Source organism: Nostoc sp. ChiSLP03a, from assembly GCF_034531215.2.
In the GTDB taxonomy this organism is placed as follows: domain Bacteria; phylum Cyanobacteriota; class Cyanobacteriia; order Cyanobacteriales; family Nostocaceae; genus Nostoc.
In genome coordinates this window covers 1-17,678 of the sequence record NZ_JAVRBQ020000082.1, presented here as the reverse complement: position 1 = coordinate 17,678, position 17,678 = coordinate 1, and the positions used below count along the sequence as shown (strand labels likewise).

General features: G+C 42.3%; 15 protein-coding genes. 11 read left to right on the top strand and 4 right to left on the bottom strand.

Annotation, left to right across the window (positions count from 1 at the left end):
- The first annotated feature begins 246 nt into the window (after window positions 1-246).
- The 7 genes from RMY32_RS13855 (at window position 247) to accD (ending at window position 8,909) form a co-directional block, all read left to right on the top strand.
- A complete protein-coding gene (locus tag RMY32_RS13855) occupies window positions 247-549 on the top strand; it encodes a PAS domain-containing protein (RefSeq protein WP_409882952.1) in 303 nt (100 codons plus the stop codon).
- A gap of 766 nt (window positions 550-1,315) precedes the next feature.
- Window positions 1,316-1,879, top strand: coding sequence for a hypothetical protein (locus RMY32_RS13850; RefSeq protein WP_322714491.1), 564 nt, complete (start codon window positions 1,316-1,318; stop codon window positions 1,877-1,879).
- A 92-nt stretch (window positions 1,880-1,971) separates the two neighbouring features.
- On the top strand, window positions 1,972-4,722 hold the full coding sequence (locus tag RMY32_RS13845; protein ID WP_322714490.1) for an HAD-IC family P-type ATPase: 2,751 nt from the start codon (window positions 1,972-1,974) through the stop codon (window positions 4,720-4,722).
- A 141-nt stretch (window positions 4,723-4,863) separates the two neighbouring features.
- Entirely contained in the window at window positions 4,864-5,952 is a 1,089-nt protein-coding gene (gene leuB, locus RMY32_RS13840; protein ID WP_322714489.1) for a 3-isopropylmalate dehydrogenase, read from the top strand.
- Between the two features lie 90 nt (window positions 5,953-6,042).
- Window positions 6,043-6,303: a hypothetical protein gene (locus RMY32_RS13835; protein WP_094347451.1), complete on the top strand. Its 261-nt coding sequence runs from the start codon at window positions 6,043-6,045 to the stop codon at window positions 6,301-6,303.
- A gap of 238 nt (window positions 6,304-6,541) precedes the next feature.
- On the top strand, window positions 6,542-7,369 hold the full coding sequence (locus tag RMY32_RS13830; protein WP_322714488.1) for a prepilin peptidase: 828 nt from the start codon (window positions 6,542-6,544) through the stop codon (window positions 7,367-7,369).
- 589 nt (window positions 7,370-7,958) lie between these two features.
- Window positions 7,959-8,909 (top strand): acetyl-CoA carboxylase, carboxyltransferase subunit beta, encoded by a 951-nt coding sequence (accD, locus tag RMY32_RS13825; protein ID WP_322714487.1) that lies wholly within the window; start codon window positions 7,959-7,961, stop codon window positions 8,907-8,909.
- 118 nt (window positions 8,910-9,027) lie between these two features.
- On the opposite strand, the gene RMY32_RS13820 is transcribed toward accD, so the two are convergent.
- Entirely contained in the window at window positions 9,028-10,449 is a 1,422-nt protein-coding gene (locus RMY32_RS13820) for an MFS transporter (protein ID WP_322714486.1), read from the bottom strand.
- Window positions 10,450-10,679: 230 nt separating this feature from the next.
- Between RMY32_RS13820 and RMY32_RS13815 the strand changes: the two genes are divergently transcribed.
- Window positions 10,680-11,900 carry an ABC transporter substrate-binding protein gene (locus RMY32_RS13815; RefSeq protein ID WP_322714492.1) on the top strand — a complete coding sequence of 407 codons (1,221 nt, stop codon included), beginning with the start codon at window positions 10,680-10,682 and terminating at the stop codon, window positions 11,898-11,900.
- Between the two features lie 137 nt (window positions 11,901-12,037).
- On the opposite strand, the gene RMY32_RS13810 is transcribed toward RMY32_RS13815, so the two are convergent.
- From RMY32_RS13810 to RMY32_RS13800, 3 genes are read right to left on the bottom strand one after another with little or no spacing between them, the layout of a single operon-like run.
- Window positions 12,038-12,388 (bottom strand): hypothetical protein, encoded by a 351-nt coding sequence (locus tag RMY32_RS13810; protein WP_322714485.1) that lies wholly within the window; start codon window positions 12,386-12,388, stop codon window positions 12,038-12,040.
- Between the two features lie 6 nt (window positions 12,389-12,394).
- Window positions 12,395-12,799 (bottom strand): hypothetical protein, encoded by a 405-nt coding sequence (locus RMY32_RS13805; RefSeq protein ID WP_322714484.1) that lies wholly within the window; start codon window positions 12,797-12,799, stop codon window positions 12,395-12,397.
- A gap of 12 nt (window positions 12,800-12,811) precedes the next feature.
- Window positions 12,812-14,188: a hypothetical protein gene (locus tag RMY32_RS13800; protein ID WP_322714483.1), complete on the bottom strand. Its 1,377-nt coding sequence runs from the start codon at window positions 14,186-14,188 to the stop codon at window positions 12,812-12,814.
- 56 nt (window positions 14,189-14,244) lie between these two features.
- Between RMY32_RS13800 and RMY32_RS13795 the strand changes: the two genes are divergently transcribed.
- The 3 genes from RMY32_RS13795 (at window position 14,245) to RMY32_RS13785 (ending at window position 17,411) form a co-directional block, all read left to right on the top strand.
- Entirely contained in the window at window positions 14,245-15,138 is an 894-nt protein-coding gene (locus RMY32_RS13795; protein ID WP_322714482.1) for a proline iminopeptidase-family hydrolase, read from the top strand.
- Between the two features lie 531 nt (window positions 15,139-15,669).
- A complete protein-coding gene (locus tag RMY32_RS13790) occupies window positions 15,670-16,578 on the top strand; it encodes a sugar ABC transporter permease (protein WP_322714481.1) in 909 nt (302 codons plus the stop codon).
- Window positions 16,575-17,411, top strand: coding sequence for a carbohydrate ABC transporter permease (locus tag RMY32_RS13785; RefSeq protein WP_322714480.1), 837 nt, complete (start codon window positions 16,575-16,577; stop codon window positions 17,409-17,411). Before RMY32_RS13790 ends, RMY32_RS13785 begins: the two co-directional genes overlap by 4 nt.
- The last annotated feature ends 267 nt before the right edge of the window (window positions 17,412-17,678 follow it).

Here is a 17,678-nt window from a genome sequence, read left to right as displayed (position 1 = left end):
TAGGTCATCAGTGATAGCATAAATTGTAATTATTTCGTTTAACATTACCCCTCCTAATTTTTCCTCTGGAGGGGATTTTATTGCTTATGCAATGCCACCTGAACACCTGCAAGCATAACTAGCAACTTGGGTTAATAGCATTTAAGCCTTAAGGCAGTTTTTTAATACTTAAAGTTTGTTCTAGGCTAAATAATTACCCTTTAGCTATTTGCCTTACTTGCAGTCGATTGTCGTGGTTGCCTAATTATGGCTAACGAGCAAGCTTGTACCCTGTTTGGTCTTAAAGATGACGATTTAGGTGTGCGAGTAGAAGATTTAAGAATAGGACAAATTGTAAATCTTAGAGACTTGATGAAGCGGTTAAATCGCGATCGCTGCTTGATAAGTGAAAAGAACCTAGAGTGGACAACTAGCCACAGCACTCGTTATTTCGATATCCACATTACACCAATAATAAAACCGAATGGTAGCCTAATTGGAGCAAATCTCACTTTTATTACAACACCTTTGCCAAATTACAAGTATTTAAAGCCTGTAGAAATCGGATGAATACGTTCTCAAGAAGTAAGCTTGGCAAAATGGGTTGATAATCAGCCCTATCTTCATACTTTTATTTTAGTGAAGGTATAGCAAAGTGCTGATACCAATTCTAATACACCCCTTAATCCCCCCTTATTAAGGCTATGGTGTACACACAAGTCCTAAAAACCTTGACTTTCCTCGTTCCCAGTCGGAGACTGGGAATGCATTCATTGAGTCTCTGACTCAATAACTGACTGGAGGCAGAGCCTCTAAATCAGGCATTCCCATGCTCTTCATGGGAACGAGAGCAACAAGAAAAACTATTTCAGACGTGTGTATACCCCGTAGCTTCACCTGACTTTTCACGGTATCTGAAAAACCTCTCTTCTATTTCTCTCTTCCTTTTAGGAGAGAGACTTTGAATTTTCTCCCTTCCCGTGTCGGGAAGGGGGTTAGGTTTTCGTGGACTTTTCCACATAACGTGAAAAGTCAGGTAGCTTCACAAGCAGAGGGTTGGGAAGGAGTGATTCAAGGATTTTTGCAAGAGGTGCTAATTACTTCATTCATCTGTGTTGTCTTTTAGCTTGAGGGATAAATGTGATTCAAAAAAGAAAATTAAGTAGGATAAACAATTTATTCACTTTTCATTCACATTTATCAGTAATCCTGAAATAGAAGCAGTAGATTAGCAACCTAATATGAATCAAAATCAAACTAAAAACTCTAAATTTATACTATTTAGATATTAATAATTTTTCGTTTTAACTTACTTATTTATATAGGAGAAATTGTGATGAATTCTCATTCAGTTAAATATGCAATAGGCATCATTTCTACCCGTCAAGCTGCAACACAGGTGCTTAATGAACTTGGAGCAATTGACTTTCCTATGCAAAAAATTTCTGTGTTTCCTTTAGACTCTAAACACCAAAAGTTGCAGGGGGATGCCAATGCGGATAAATATACCATAACTCCAAGCGAAGGTGCCAAAGCAGGCGCAATTACAGGAGGAACAGCCGGGGGGTTTCTAGCACTAACAGTCGGACTTGGCGTATTAGTTATTCCCGGTTTTGGGCCAGTATTAGCAGTTGAATCTGTGCTGGGTACACTGCTGGCGGGTGGAGCAAGTGCAATTTTGGGCAGTGTATATGGTGCATTTCAAGGTTGGTTTGCTCCCGAAAGGCAAGCTACGCTCTGTAAGCCAACCACCTTCCAAGAAGAACTTTTGGTGAAGGTAGAGGGAACAGCAGATGAAATTTTGCAAGCAGAATTGATTCTTAGTTACTGGGGTGTGCGAGAGTGGCATGTTTACGAACCTAGTAAAAGATTATCGGAATCACACCAATTTCAAAAATGAAAGGTAGAGATTCAAACAAAGAAATTTTTACTTAAATCTGATGAGTATTAATTACGAATTAGTTTAACGGTTACTTCAATTTGGAGATACAGATGACAGCAAATACGATCGCTACAAATACTTTTGCTCAGACAACAGAAGATTTACTCAACTATGAATGGCATACTCTGGGCGAACAAAAGGTTGTGCAAACCTTAGCCAGCCATCCTGAAGCGGGTTTGAGCCATGAAGAAGCTACCACCCGACACCAGCAGATGGGTGCAAATCAACTGACTGCTAAAAGTGGAAAAAGTCCTTGGCTACGATTTTTAGAGCAATTTAATCAACCACTACTATATATTTTGCTGACGGCGGGACTGGTGACACTGCTGCTCAAAGATTGGATAGATGCGGGAGTCATTTTTGGTGTCACCCTGATTAACGTTATCATTGGCTACATTCAAGAATCGAAAGCAGAAGGTGCGATCGCTGCTTTATCCAAAGCTGTCACCACTGAAGCAACTGTGATTCGCAATAGTCAAAAAACTCGTTTGGCTTCGACTGAACTTGTTCTGGGTGATTTGGTATTGCTGGCATCTGGGGATAAAGTGCCTGCGGATCTGCGGCTATTAAGTGTACGTGGCTTGCAAGTTGACGAGTCTGCCTTAACAGGCGAATCCGTTCCGGTGGAGAAAGTAACGGCATCACTGGATGTCGAGACACCGTTAGCCGAACGCAGCAATATGGTGTATGCCGGAAGTTTCGTTACTTTTGGACAGGCAGAAGGGATTGTAGTAGCGATCGCAGATGCCACCGAAACCGGTCGGATCTCCCAGTTAATTGAAAGCAGCACAAATCTGAAAACACCGCTAACGCGAAATATTGACAAGTTTAGCAAAAGCTTGTTGTATGTGATTTTAGGTTTGGCTGCTCTGACATTTGCAGTCGGATTAGGACAAGGCGAATCTTGGATTGACGTTTTTAAAGCGAGTGTGGCTTTGGTAGTCAGCGCGATTCCCGAAGGATTACCTGCGATTGTTACCGTCACGTTGGCGATCGGAGTTTCCCGGATGGCACGACGTAAGGCGATTATTCGCAAGCTACCTGCTGTGGAAACCTTGGGAAGTACCACCGTTATCTGCTCTGACAAAACTGGGACGTTAACTGAAAATCAGATGACGGTTCAAAAGATTTATGCAAGTGGACAACACTACAACGTTAGCGGTATTGGTTATGCCCCAGACGGTGAAATCCTAATGAATGGACAGCCTGTTGATTTCAATGCAGATAGACATATTGCTCTTTGGGAATCCTTGGAAGCAGGATTGCTCTGCAATGATTCTCACATCGAATGGGGAGATGGACAGTGGGACTTAGTAGGAACCCCAACCGAGGGAGCATTGATTACAGCTGCCAATAAAGTGGGATTGACGCAAGCAAATCTAGAGCAAGAATTACCTAGAATAGACACCATTCCCTTTGAATCTCAATTCCAATACATGGCGACTTTGCATGAATTAGATGCAAAGCGATCGCTCAATATCATTTATCTCAAAGGTTCTGTAGAGGCAATTCTCCAACGATGCGATCGCATGTTCGATGCTCAAGGAAAACTCGCTCGTCTCAATCCTGCCGCAGTGGAGCAGGAAGTCGCTGGTATGGCAAACCAAGGGTTACGAGTGCTAGCTTTTGCCAGCAAAGAAGTTGCCACTAAGCGATCCTTGGATCGTAACGATCTCGATCGAGGACTGGTGTTTCTGGGACTTCAAGGCATAATCGATCCGCCGCGTGAGGAAGCGATCGCCGCAGTCAAAGCCTGTCAATCTGCCGGGATTCAGGTAAAAATGATTACTGGGGATCATGCACTAACAGCAGCTGCGATCGCCCATAAAATGGGAATTTGCTCGACTGAAGCACAAGTTTTTACCGGACAGCAATTAACTCAGATGGATGAAAAAGAATTCACCCAAGCAGCTGAGAAAGGTATGGTATTTGCGCGAGTTGCTCCAGAACAAAAATTGCATCTAGTAAAAGCATTGCAGTCTCAGGGTGAAATTGTTGCCATGACTGGAGATGGTGTCAACGATGCTCCCGCTCTTAAACAGGCAGATATTGGTGTAGCGATGGGCATAGCCGGGGCAGAGGTTGCTAAAGAATCGGCGGATATGCTTTTAACTGACGATAACTTCGCCTCAATCGAAGCGGCTGTGGAAGAAGGGCGTAGTGTTTATCGCAACTTACGAAAAGCGATCGCCTTCTTGCTGCCGATTAACGTTGGCGAATCCATGACAATTTTGATTGCCATTCTCCTGGCAACTGTGCTTCCCATTTTACCAATCCAAATTCTTTGGTTGAACATGGTTAGTTCAGTAGGGTTGATTGTTCCCCTCGCTTTTGAGCCAAAATCTGGACAGGTGATGGAGCAACCACCACGCAACCCCAGAGAAAAGCTTTTATCAGGCAGTTTACTTAAACGCATATTAGCGATTTCTGTTTTCAATTGGGTGGTAATTTTCGGGGTGTTTCAATGGATACTGCAAACTACAGGTAATGAAGCCTTAGCTCGCACAATGGCGATTAATGGATTGGTAGCAGCAGAAGTCTTTTACCTGTTAAGCATTACCCAGTTTTTACCATCTTTAGTCGCCAAAATCCAAGGTAAACGCACACCTGTAGCTTATGCACCTGCGATCGGAATTGTGGCTGTAGTGATTTTACAATGTCTGTTTAGTCAGTGGAGCATGATGAATCAAGTGTTTGACACCACACCTTTGACATTTATCCAAGCTCTCATTTGCATGGGTGTAGGTTTGCCAGTGGTGTTTATAGCTCTGATCTTGCAGCGTTTCGATCCGCTCAACTAGGGATATAGGACTTTTTTGGTAGTTTCATCCAATGCCAGATGATTACGTTAGAGCTACACCCAAATAAATTAAAAACTCCATCAGTACATTTTGCTAGGTATGATATTTAATCTGAAAGCATTTACCTAGTAACAACCAGCTATGACCCAGAACTACCGCATTACTCTACTCCCCGGCGATGGCATTGGCCCTGAAATTATGGCAGTGGCGGTAGATGTACTGAAAGTCGTAGGGAAGAAATTCGATCTGAAGTTTGAATTCCAAGAAGCCCTCATTGGTGGTGCAGCAATTGATGCTACAGGCGAACCCCTACCATCTGCCACTCTAGAGACTTGCCGTAATAGTGATGCTGTATTACTCGCAGCCATTGGTGGTTACAAGTGGGATTCCCTGCCATCCAATTTACGCCCAGAAGCAGGTTTATTAGGACTGCGTGCAGGTTTAGGATTATTTGCCAATTTGCGCCCAGCGAAAATTTTGCCCCAGCTAATCGATGCCTCGACTTTGAAACGCGAAATTGTCGAAAGCGTGGATATTATGGTGGTGCGCGAACTCACTGGTGGGATTTACTTTGGTAAACCTAAAGGTATTTTTGCTACAGAAAGCGGTGAGAAACGCGGTGTAAATACGATGGTTTACACCGAATCAGAAATTGAACGCATTGGTCGAGTGGCCTTTGAAACAGCTAAAAAACGCGGTGGAAAACTTTGTTCAGTAGATAAGGCGAACGTATTAGAAGTATCTCAGTTGTGGCGCGATCGCATCACCCAACTTTCTCAAGAATATCCAGATATCGAACTCTCTCATTTATATGTAGATAATGCTGCTATGCAGTTTGTACGCGCTCCCAAGCAGTTCGACACCATTGTTACAGGCAATTTGTTTGGTGATATTCTCTCTGATGCTGCTGCCATGCTCACAGGTAGTATTGGGATGTTACCTTCAGCCAGTTTGGGCGCTTCTGGTCCTGGTGTATATGAACCAGTTCATGGTTCCGCCCCAGATATTGCCGGACAGGATAAAGCAAATCCTCTAGCACAGGTTTTGAGTGTAGCGATGATGTTACGTTACGGTTTAGACCAACCAGAAGCGGCAGATCAAATCGAACAAGGTGTATTGCAAGTTTTAGAGCAGGGCGATCGCACCGGGGATATAATTTCTCCAGGAAAAAATCTCCTTGGTTGCCGCGCTATGGGAGACTCACTCATCAAAGCTATCGAACAAAAATAATTTTATATAGCAACTTGGGCAATTTGGCAACCTTTGCTATAAGTTTCGGGTAGACTAAAGGGAAATCTAGCAATCAAATAACAGTCGATAGTGTACGCATTACGACAAGGTCAAGTAAATTTTACCGCCCCTAAGAACCAATCGCCTTTGATTGATCCCTCTGTAATCAGAGCTGCTGGGCAGATATACTATACTCACTGTGAAGTCCATCCCGAAATCGCTGGGCAACCTTCCGGTGTAGCAATTAATCGTGTGACTCATAGAGGCAAGGTTATTTTTACTAACCAGCCAGTTCTTTTACCTCAAGAGTGTTTTGTGCCCTTAAGTCAAATTGAATCCCACATGTATTAGTCATTGGTCATTGGTCATTGGTCATTAGTCATTGGTCATTAGTAATTAGTTATTAGTCATTAGTCACTTGTACTGAGCTTGTCCTGAGCTTGTCCTGAGCGTAGCCGAAGGGCGTAATCGTTAGCGCAGTCTCTCCAAGAGTTGTATTGGCCATTGGTTATTAGTTATTGACAAATGACAAATGACAAAGGACAAATGACAAAGAACAAAGGACAAATGACAAAGGACAAATGACTGTATGGACATTTTGTTCGCCATCCCGGCGAGTGTAATGGTCTTTGCTTTGGGTGCATCTATTGGTAGTTTTCTGAATGTTATTGTTTATCGCCTACCTGCTGGGTTGTCAATTCTTTGGCCGCCTTCTCGTTGTCCTAAATGCTTAAACCAGCTAAAAGCTTACGACAATGTACCAGTATTTGGCTGGATTTCCTTAAGAGGGCGGTGTCGATATTGCAAAAGCAAAATTTCTGTCCGTTATCCCGTGGTAGAAGGGGTAACGGGCGTAATTTTTTTACTAATTTTTTTGATATTTCAAGTTTCGACTTTAACAATAGGCTATTGGGCTTTTTGCAGTTGGTTATTGGCGCTATCACTCATTGACTTAGATACAATGACCCTACCCAATCCACTTACTAAGTCAGGTTTAGTGGTGGGAATTTTGTTTCAAATGGTAGTTGGTTTTCTACCAGAGGGTAGTTTTGTGGCATTGGTAAATCACCTTATGATCGCTATAGTTGGTGCAGTATTAGGCTTATGGCTGTTTGATGCGATCGCCCTATTGAGTTCAATTGCCTTTGGTAAAACTGCAATGGGTGCAGGTGACGCCAAGTTAGCATCCATGATGGGAGCCTGGTTAGGCTGGAAATATTTGCTCTTAGCTAGTTTTCTCGCCTGTGCGCTGGGAGCGTTAATTGGCATAGGTATTTTGATTATGCAGCGATCGCGACAAAAATTAGGACAAAAGATCCCTTTTGGGCCTTTTCTGGCTTTAGGATCTGTGATTACGCTGTTTAGCGGCGAAGCCATTTTGTCTAGCTACCTGCGGTTATTTTTTCCAGCGTCTTGAATTGAAGTAGGGAGCAGGGGAGCAGGGGGAGAAATCAATTCAAAATTCAAAATTCAAAATTCAAAATTAAAGAACTTCTGCCTCCTCTTTCCCAATGCCCCATGCCCCAATCCTCAATCCCCTTTCATAAGAAATATTTATAATTCGTGACTGTAACCAACATTACCCCATCTGCCTTTCACATTTTGATAATATTCAGCTTGTGACTTGTATTACCCTCTTAACGACGATTAACCGTTGGCAAGTACAACTAGTGCAACAGATGCTGATTGTTCAAAACCCAGCAATACAAATGATTGATTAGGGTGGGAGGGGGAGAGCATCTTATTTGGAGGTTGGTATTCTCATGGTTTTGTCACTACGTCCATATAATTAAGTCTGCTGAAAAAAAGAGCAAGAGACTTGTATTGGTATAAGTATTTTCGTTAAGCTGGCAACCAAAGACAAAAATTAAGGTCTGAATTGCTTAAAAACGTAGTTTAACGATGTATTCATAAGTCATTAGTAAATACAAATGACTTATGACTAAGCACAACCAATACGGTTTGACATGTTTTCGACCTCATACCCACTTAAAATAAAATAAAAAATGGCTAACAACGAAGAATCACGTGGTTTAAAGTCTCTATTTGATTGGTTTGCAAATCGAAGGAAATCAGGATCTACCAGCCTCGAACGTCAAGAACGTGAAATTGCTGATGGTTTGTGGCATAAATGCTCTAAATGTGGCGTGTTGGCATATACAAAAGACTTGAAAGCCAATCAGATGGTTTGTGTCGAATGTGGTCATCACAATCGCGTAGACAGCGATGAGCGCATCCGTCAATTGATAGATCATAATACCTGGAAACCTCTGGATGAGCATTTGCGTCCAACTGACCCGCTAGAATTTCGCGATCGCAAACTCTACAGCGATCGCTTGCGGGAAACACAAGATAAAATTGGCTTAATAGATGCAGTTAGAACTGGTTTAGGTCAAATCAATAGTTTGCCCATTGCCCTTGGAGTTATGGACTTCCGCTTCATGGGTGGTAGTATGGGTTCGGTCGTGGGAGAAAGACTCACCCGGATGATTGAGCAAGCCACTCAACGACGCTATCCTGTAGTTATCATTTGCACCTCCGGTGGCGCGAGAATGCAAGAAGGTATGCTCTCTTTGATGCAGATGGCAAAAATCTCCGCAGCCTTACAGCGCCATAAAGACGCCCGACTATTATATATTCCTGTTTTGACCAATCCGACAACAGGCGGCGTTACCGCCAGTTTTGCAATGTTGGGCGATATAATTTTGGCAGAACCCAAAGCAACCATTGGTTTTGCTGGTCGGCGAGTGATTGAGCAAACCCTGCGGGAAAAACTGCCCGAAAATTTCCAGACTGCTGAAGATTTGCTCCAGCATGGTTTTGTCGATGATATCGTACCCCGTACCCAATTAAAGAACACTCTAGCCCAGCTGATTGCTCTACATCAGCCTGTATTAACAACACCTCACATGGTGTTGTGGGAAACAATGTCCTTGACTTCTACCGCCGCAGAATAAAGTATCGGGCATGGGGCATGGGGCATGGGGCATGGGGCATTGAAGAGACTTGTTCAATAATTCACCCTTGTCCTCCTTGTCTCCCCTGCTCCCCTGCTCCCCTGCTCCCCTTGCTTCCTCATCCTCTGCTTGGCTCTTGAACAAACATGAGTGGAACAAGGGCTACTAGTCGAAATATGCCTGAGAGGGCAAATAAGCCCAGTAAACCTCCAGACTGAGTAAATTGGACGAGAAAGCTGCCTATAGTTGTGCCCAAAGCACCACTTGCTCCAGCAACGGCAGCTGCGATCGCAAAATAGATAGACTGATTTTTAATTGGTGCGATCGCCAATTGTATATTGTTGCTGCACAAGTCAATTGCCGCCCAAGTACCTCCAGTCAAAATGTGTAGTAGTGGCAACCACAACCAGATGTCAAGGCGATTTACACCAATCCCCAGCCACAAGAGTGGTGTAACTCCAACTAAAATCCCAATAGAGATGAGAATAGGACGATTACCAATCTTGTCTGCTAATTTTCCCCACAGGATAAGCATCAGCAAAGTTGCCCCCGCCTGAAGGCTATTGTAGATAGTCACATAGCTGACATCCAAATCTAGCTTGTCGAGCATATAGAGATTAAAAAAAGGACTGCTGAGGTTAACAGCAAGCGTCCAGAAGCTGAAATACAGCAGAAACACCAAAAAGTTAGAGTTTTTCCAGATGCTGTTAGCTAACTGTTCTTGTGGCAAATGAATTGATTGAAGTATTTCAGAAGATTCATTTTTTGTAACCTCTGATTGAATTTCACTGGTTTGTGGGGACTTGCCATAATAAGTGTTTTGCGATAGCGGATTCATATCCACCTGGAAATACTGACACCCCAATCCCATAATCCCAAACACAATGCTTATCAGTAGAATTACTCCATAACCTTGGAGAGTTCCCCCATACCAATGTGATACAACTAAACCGGCCATTGGTACGCAAATCAAATTAGTTAGACTAGCAGCACTATTACGTGTCCCAAAATACCTGCCTCGCAATTGACGGGGAACTATCATTGCCACCCAACTGAGCCATGATGCAGTTCCTAGTCCTCCTAAAAGACTACTAAATAGAACAATCAAGAGTGTCAATATGACTAACTGGTGAGCATCAATCACTCCCAAGCTGGCGCTGACAATCCCAATTACTAAAATCAGCCATAGCAGCCGACCAATTCCGTGTGTCCGAAGCGAATATTGAAAGCGGCTGGTGCTACGTTCAGACAAGTAAGCACCCAACGGCTGAATGAGATTGACCAACATGGGAATAGAAGACAGCATTCCAAATACCACTGGACTAGCACCCAATTCCACCAATAAATTGCTGAGTAAAATCCCGCCAGTTCCAAGAGAGTAAACCGATGCTAAGACAGAATCCGCAGTGGAAGCTTTTAAACTAGTGCGAATAGTATCCTTGGAAATTCGAGAGTTTGAAGAGATTGCTGTTGGTGATGGGGCAATCTGGGTAAATTCCAGGGTCAGTGGCGCAGTTGTTTCAATCTGAACAGAATCCATCAACATAGATTATGGGTGAAGTATCCTCGGATAAATCAGGTTGCACAGAAACTCAGTATGCTTTAATTCAGCATCGCTGATAATTTTTCGTTATTTTAGCTTGCAATTTTTAACCAAAATTTCAAATAATTAAACATATCACTCCTTAATAACACAAGGTATCAGCGAGAAAAGAGACGTATTATTTGTTTGTAATTAATAAAGGATTATTTAATTTTTTGGCATTGGTGATGGCGATCGCGATCGCTATTATTGCTTGTCATAGCCTACAATTGCCAAGCAAGCCGTTAGCATCTACCGCAGTCACTATTAAACTCAGTGGTTGGGGAGGCAATGTTGTTGAGCAAAAACTTTTGAAACAGGTACTGCTAGACTTTGAGGCACAGCATCCAAATATTAAGGTCAAATATGAGGCGATTTCTGACCAATACATGGATGTAATCAAAACTCGTTTGGTTGGCGAAGCAGCGCCTGATGTCTTTTATCTGGAGTCGGTAGAAGCTCCTTTTTTGATGAGTCAAAATGTTCTAGAACCGCTAGAAGCTTACATTACCCCTGAATTTGACTTAGCGGACTTTGAGGATAGCTTACTTGACAGCTTCAAATACCAGAACCATATTTATGGTCTTCCTAAAGACTATTCCACCCTTGCCCTGTTTTATAATAAAAAAGCCTTTGCCGCCGCAGGCTTAAGTAATCCGCCAGCTAATTGGGATGAACTACGCACCTACTCTAAGCAATTGACAGGCAAACTTAATAAATACGGCTTTGGAGAAATCCCGGAATTGGCGCGTCAGGCTTATAAAATTAAAGCTTTTGGTGGGCAACCTGTCGATCAAAATAGTTATGCTACTTTTGCCAGCGAGGCAAGTTTACAGGGTTTAGAGTTAGTAATAGATCAGTATCAAAAAGACCACTCGTCTGCTCAAAAATCTGATGTTGGCACAAACACGGGTAGTGAAATGTTTGGTCAAGGTAAAGTGGCAATGGTGATTGAAGGTAACTGGGCAATTCCCTATCTAATCGAAACCTTTCCCCAAGTAGAGTTTGCTACCGCACCAGTACCTACTATTAATGATAAAAAAGGCACAATGATGCTGACTGTTGCTTATGTGATGAACAAGCAGGCACATCACAAAGCCGAAGCTTGGGAATTGATTTGCTATCTCACGGGTAAAGAAGGGATGCAAAAGTGGACAGGAACAGGGTTTGCTTTGCCAGCACGTAAATCAGTGGCAAAGAATTTGGGCTATGACCAAGACCCATTGCGATCGCCATTAGTAGCGGGGGTTAAATATGCTACACTCTGGCAGGTAGGTCAGTATCCAGGCGCGATCGTGAATAACTTTGATAACCAGTTTGTCAGCGCCTTACTTGGGCAACAACCATTAAAACAAGCAATGCTGAAGGCAGAAGATGAAGCAAATCAACAGATTAAGACGATGGAGTAACTTAAGAGTATCCACTGCATAATATTTAACTGCTAACGACCAAGTATAAGGGTGCAATTTACAGGTAAATGGACTATTGTTAGGGCGGTAAGTGGGGAAGTCAGTAATATGATTCGATCAGTTTAAAAACGCTGTATTTATTCAGTAAACCAGCGAAGCTTTAAACCATCCGAGCCATAATAAGTGGATTTGAACTGCTTCATAGCGGCTACGTACTGAGATAACATCAGCACCACATCGCTATTTTGAGGGATATCATCCTCATCAATGAGATCAAGATAGTCAAGCGATGTTTCCGAATCTGATACTTTACGACAGCTTTCTAGAAGTCTGTTGACAATTTTTACCTTATTCTTGCTCAACACAGCGTCCGGCTTCTTCTTGCTCAGTTCTTTTAATTCTACATGCATAGCATGTATCAGGGGCATTGTAACTTCATGCAGATCAGCTTTCACCAGGTTTGTCTGCTGTTGATCTTTTTTCATCATAATAATTTATTTTCTTAAACGCTTTGGACGAGTTGTTTTAATATAAATTTTGCCTAATTCATCTCCAATTTCGTTTTCTTCAGCATCTACTACCCAATACCAACCGCCAGGTCTGATCTGTACATTATCTGCACGCAACTTCTCAAAGCATTGTAGATACTGTGAGAGAATAAACACTACATCACTATTTTGTGGAACATCATCTGTATCAAATTCTGAAAATTCTTTAAAAGGTCGATATTTATCTTCAAGGAATTCATTCGAGCTATTCAACAATTGGTTGATAAAATTGAGCTTAAACTTATTGATTGCATCATTGGGAGATTTCTTAGACAAAACAGAAATCTCTTCGTAAATACCTTGAAGTTGTCCTGAGAGTTTTTCAAACCCATCGACATCTTTACACTTCATCTATTCCACCTTTCACGAGGGACAAGCTCGACGAAACTCCACATACTTCTTTTTGAGAACATCAATTGGTGAGCGTTGCTTACTCTCAAAAATATTAACCATTAACGAGATATCCTCATCTGTAAGCGTAATGATACATCGTCTTTGTCCAGACCATAAATCAATAGTATTGCCGAACATTGCTTTTGAGAGAGGGTTTCTGGTCACGAGAACACCAAACTTACCCAGACCCGAATCAAGATATCTATTAAGTTGGCTAATGTGTTCACGCTCGATTGTCTTGACGTTCTTTAACTCAAAAACAAGCTGTCTATTGCCATAATCTTGATAAATTTCTTGAAGAAAATCAATTGATCTATTGTTGTAAAAAATGAGGTCTCGAATCAGTCTTCCAGATTCTGTACGACTCTGCTCTGCTGCAAAGTCAAGGTCAGGATAGAAAAGCGAGGCAAGAAGTTGACAGATGTAATTTTCGTATTTAATGTCTGCTTCATTCGTCTTTCCTGTTGGTAGCTTTTGTATTTCACCTAATTTTCGTTTAGCCGACAATACGGGAATCTGTTTAAAGAGAGGATCGTTTTTACAGTCATCCTGAGTTCGCTCTTTTACCTTGATATATTCCTGAACAATGCCATAATTATCTCTATTGAAGTTTAGAATCTTAACACGTTCTTCTGGTTCACCAGGATTAAAAATTTCATCACGAGGACAGTAATCCTTAAAGTAGTCTTCAAAGTTGATCCACGGAGAAAATTTTAGCCATCTCTTAGGAACAAAAATTAAAGGCTCTTTGGTTTCAGGATTCACAGGCAATGTAATTTCCTGCTCTAGAATAAATGAGTTTTTACGGTAGTCATAAAGTCCAGAAACAACAGTTTTATCAATTGGTATCCCTAGTTGTTCGCATTGTTGTATTGTAAAGTCTATTAAAAATGATTTAATAAAATTACAACAAATATCACTGATTCGATCTTTTGCAATTCCATCTACATAAAACTGGATTTCTTCAAAGTGAACAAATCCGTATTTTCCATACTCAGGAATTTTCTGAAATAGATAGAGAATTTCATCTGCTTTATTACGGCTAATTTTTATACCTTTTCGTTTTTTTGACAATCCAAGTCCAATCTCTTGGCATTCAGATGCAAGAATGAGGTTGTCACGAGCCTGATCTATTTTGCCTTTCTGAACAAGAAAGTTTAGGTTATTAAAGGAATTAATTATGGAGGTATGAAGTGATTGGTCTTGTTGTGAGGGAGACTTCCATAAAAGAAAAGGATCAACGTAAAGGGGAATATCTTCATCTAGAAATGCTATGGCAAAATCTAGCTGTGCTTGGGTAGCTGAAATGCCGTGGTAATCAATTATTCTTGGGCGGACGATCGCCATTTGCTATTTTTGTCTACGTATAGTCGACTATTATAATGTCAAATAATTTTTGTGCCATGTCTAATACTTCTGCCCTCGAAGACTTTATTTCATTCCGTGGTCATCAGGTGTGGTATCGCATTGTCAAACCAGAACAAGAAGATTCTAAAAAGCTACCACTGCTGTGTCTTCACGGAGGCCCAGGAGTACCCCACGACTACTTAGAACCTTTGGAAGCGTTGGCTTCGCCCGCCGCAGGCATCGCCACAACCGGACGCAGGGTGATTTTTTACGATCAATTAGGGTGTGGAAATAGCGATCGCCCCACAGACCCCAACTTATATTCCATAGATTTATTCAAAGAAGAACTCTTGGCCGTCCGCAGTGCCTTAAATTTAGACCAAATTCATCTTTTTGGGCAATCATGGGGCGGTTGTTTAGCCTTGGAACATGCTCTTTCTCAACCGACTGGGTTAGTCAGTCTCGTTCTAGCTAACACGCCTTCTAGCATTCGACAATTTGTCACTGAAGCTTATAGCCTGATGAATGAGCTACCAATCGAAGTACAAGAGGTCATTCGTAAACACGAAGCCGATGGTACTACTCAAGACCCCGAATACAAACAGGCAATGGAAGTATTTAATCATTCTTTTCTTTGCCGACTAGACCCTTGGCCCAGCAGCTTAACTAGAGCCTACAGTAAAGTTGGTACAGAATTTCGGGGTGCAGGCAAAATCATCGACTGGAATATTGAAGACCGCCTCGGTGAAATTATCGTACCTACACTGCTGCTATCAGGTCGTTACGATGAGGTTACGCCTACTTGTGTTGAAACAGTTCACCAGGGTATTTCTGGCTCGGAATGGGTACTATTTGAAAACAGTTCACACATGCCTCATCTGGAAGAGACAGAAAGATTTTTGCAAGTCTTAGACAAATTTTTAAATCGTGTAGAAGGTAATGCTGATTAATCTATTTCTTACTCTTGAAACTTAACCTTTTCGATAAACTTTTGAATTGCTTGCAAATACAAGTTGCTTTCAGGCTAATAAATTTGGCAAGAGTAATAGACAAGTTAAAATGTAGGCGATCGCTACTAATCGTATACTTATTAACAGGATTTTTCGAGGATAAAAACATTGCATATTCCTAAAGTTGTTTTCCAACACTGTCAAAAGTAGTGATCGCCATAATATCTAGAAAACTTATATTCTAATATTTCCTTAGCTTTTTTCAGTTAGTAATAGTTCCGTGCTATCTCAAAATCGGTAATTACCAACCAAAGACTTTCTAGTTTATTTGGCCATATTTTTGATTTTTTTAAAACTCTTGTAATTGAATTTAAAAAGAGATTATTATCTTGAAACTCTTGATCTTTGAAAGTTTCTATCTCAATCACTACCTGATTTTTTACAAATATTTTTATATAGGAGTACGATAAATAATCATGCTCGACCCATCGCTACAGTCGGGTTAGTGCGAGATTAAGCGGAGGTTCAGTAGTGTTTGAAATTAACAGGCGGCGCAGAAACCCCAGATGGAACATCACTGAAGACTTGGCTGGGTATATGTTCATGATGCCCACCATTCTAGTTTTAGGAACTTTTGTAGTCTTACCCATTCTCTACGCCGTTTTTCTTTCCCTCCAAAAAGTCCAACTTCTTGGCGGTATTGAGTACGAATTCATCGGTTTTCGCAACTTCACACGATTAGCTGAAGATGAAAGAGTTTGGATTGCTTTGAGAAACACAGCCGAATATGTAGCTATTGTTGTGCCAACTCAAACTATCCTGGCTTTAATTTTGGCAGTAACTCTGAATTCTGGGATTCGTGGTAAAAACTGGTGGCGCATCCTCTATTTTTTGCCAACAGTCACTTCTTCAGCAGTACTGACGCTCATTTTTATGTGGATTTATAACACTGATGGGCTACTAAACGATTTTCTCGCTTTTGTGGGGCTACCTACTTATAACTGGTTGGGCGATCCAGCAGTTGCGCTCAAAGGCATTACGATCATGAACATTTGGTCAACTGCACCGTTTTTCATGGTGATTTATCTGGCGGCGTTGCAAGATATACCCCGAACACTTTACGAGGCCGCAGAACTAGATGGGGCAAATGGATGGCAGCAATTTATCTACATTACTCTTCCCTTGCTTAAGCCTGTAACCTTCTTTGTGATGACAGTGGGGGTAATTGGCACTTTTCAACTTTTTGACCAGTCTTACATCTTCTCTGGCGGTACTGGCGGGCCAAACAACGCTACCTTAACTGTGGTGCTGTTGATTTATCAAGCTGTGTTTCGGAATTTACAAATGGGATATGCAGCTGCAATCGCATTTTTGTTAACAATAGTCATCATTGCCATCACTTTGATTCAGCGACGACTTTTTGGAGGCGAACGGATTTGACTAACACCTCTGGCTTATCTTGGCTCAAAGCCCTGTTGTACGTCTTGCTGACACTCTATGCCATCATTACCCTAATTCCCTTTCTCTGGGCACTTTCAGCATCATTTAAGCCGCTAACAGAGATTGTCAGTGGTGAACCCAACTTTCTCCCCAAAAATTTTACTCTTGACAACTACAGACAAATCTTTCTCCAAGAACCGCTATTTTGGCGCTGGTTGTTCAACAGTGTAGCGATCGCACTCAGCGTCACGCTTTTAAACTTGTTGTTAAATTCAATGGCTGGTTATGCCTTGGCAAGATTGCGCTTCGTGGGCAAGCGCTTTTGGTTCTTCCTCATTTTGGCAGTACTAGCAGTACCGACGCAAATCACCCTGATTCCGACATTTTTGATTTTAAAAGCGATCGGCTGGCTGAATTCTTATCAAGGCATGATTGTTCCTAGCATGGTTAATGCCACTTTTATCTTCATGATGCGACAGTTTTTCGTTAATTTTCCTAAAGAACTAGAAGAAGCAGCTCAGCTGGATGGCTTAAATACCTTTGGAATTTTTCGACACATTGTCTTACCTCTTGCAAAACCAGCACTAGCAGCACAGACAGTTTTTGTGTTCATGGGGAGTTGGAATAATTTTTTACTGCCCATAGTTATCCTATTTGACCCAGAAATGTTTACCCTTCCTTTGGGGCTGAACACCTTCAAAGGTCAATACATCAGCTATTGGAACTACATTATGGCGGCTTCTATGGTCTTCACCCTACCAGCTTTAAGTATTTACGCCTTTTTTAACCGTTACTTTATTCAAAGCGTCACCTTTACCGGGGGAAAAGGTTAATAGGTATTAGTCATTAGTCATTAGTCATTAGTCAAAAGTTAAAAATTCTTACCCTGCCCCCGGCCCCCGGCGCCCGGCGCCCGGCCCCCGGGGGCCGGGGGCCCGGGCCCCCCCCCCCCCGGGCCCCCCCCCCGCGCCCCCCCCCCCCCCCCCCCCCGCCCCACCCCCCCCCCCCCCCCCCCCCCCCAGCCCCGCCACCACCCTCCCCCCCCCCCCACACCCCCGTCACCCCCCGCCCCCACCCCCAGCCCCCCGCCCCCACGCCCC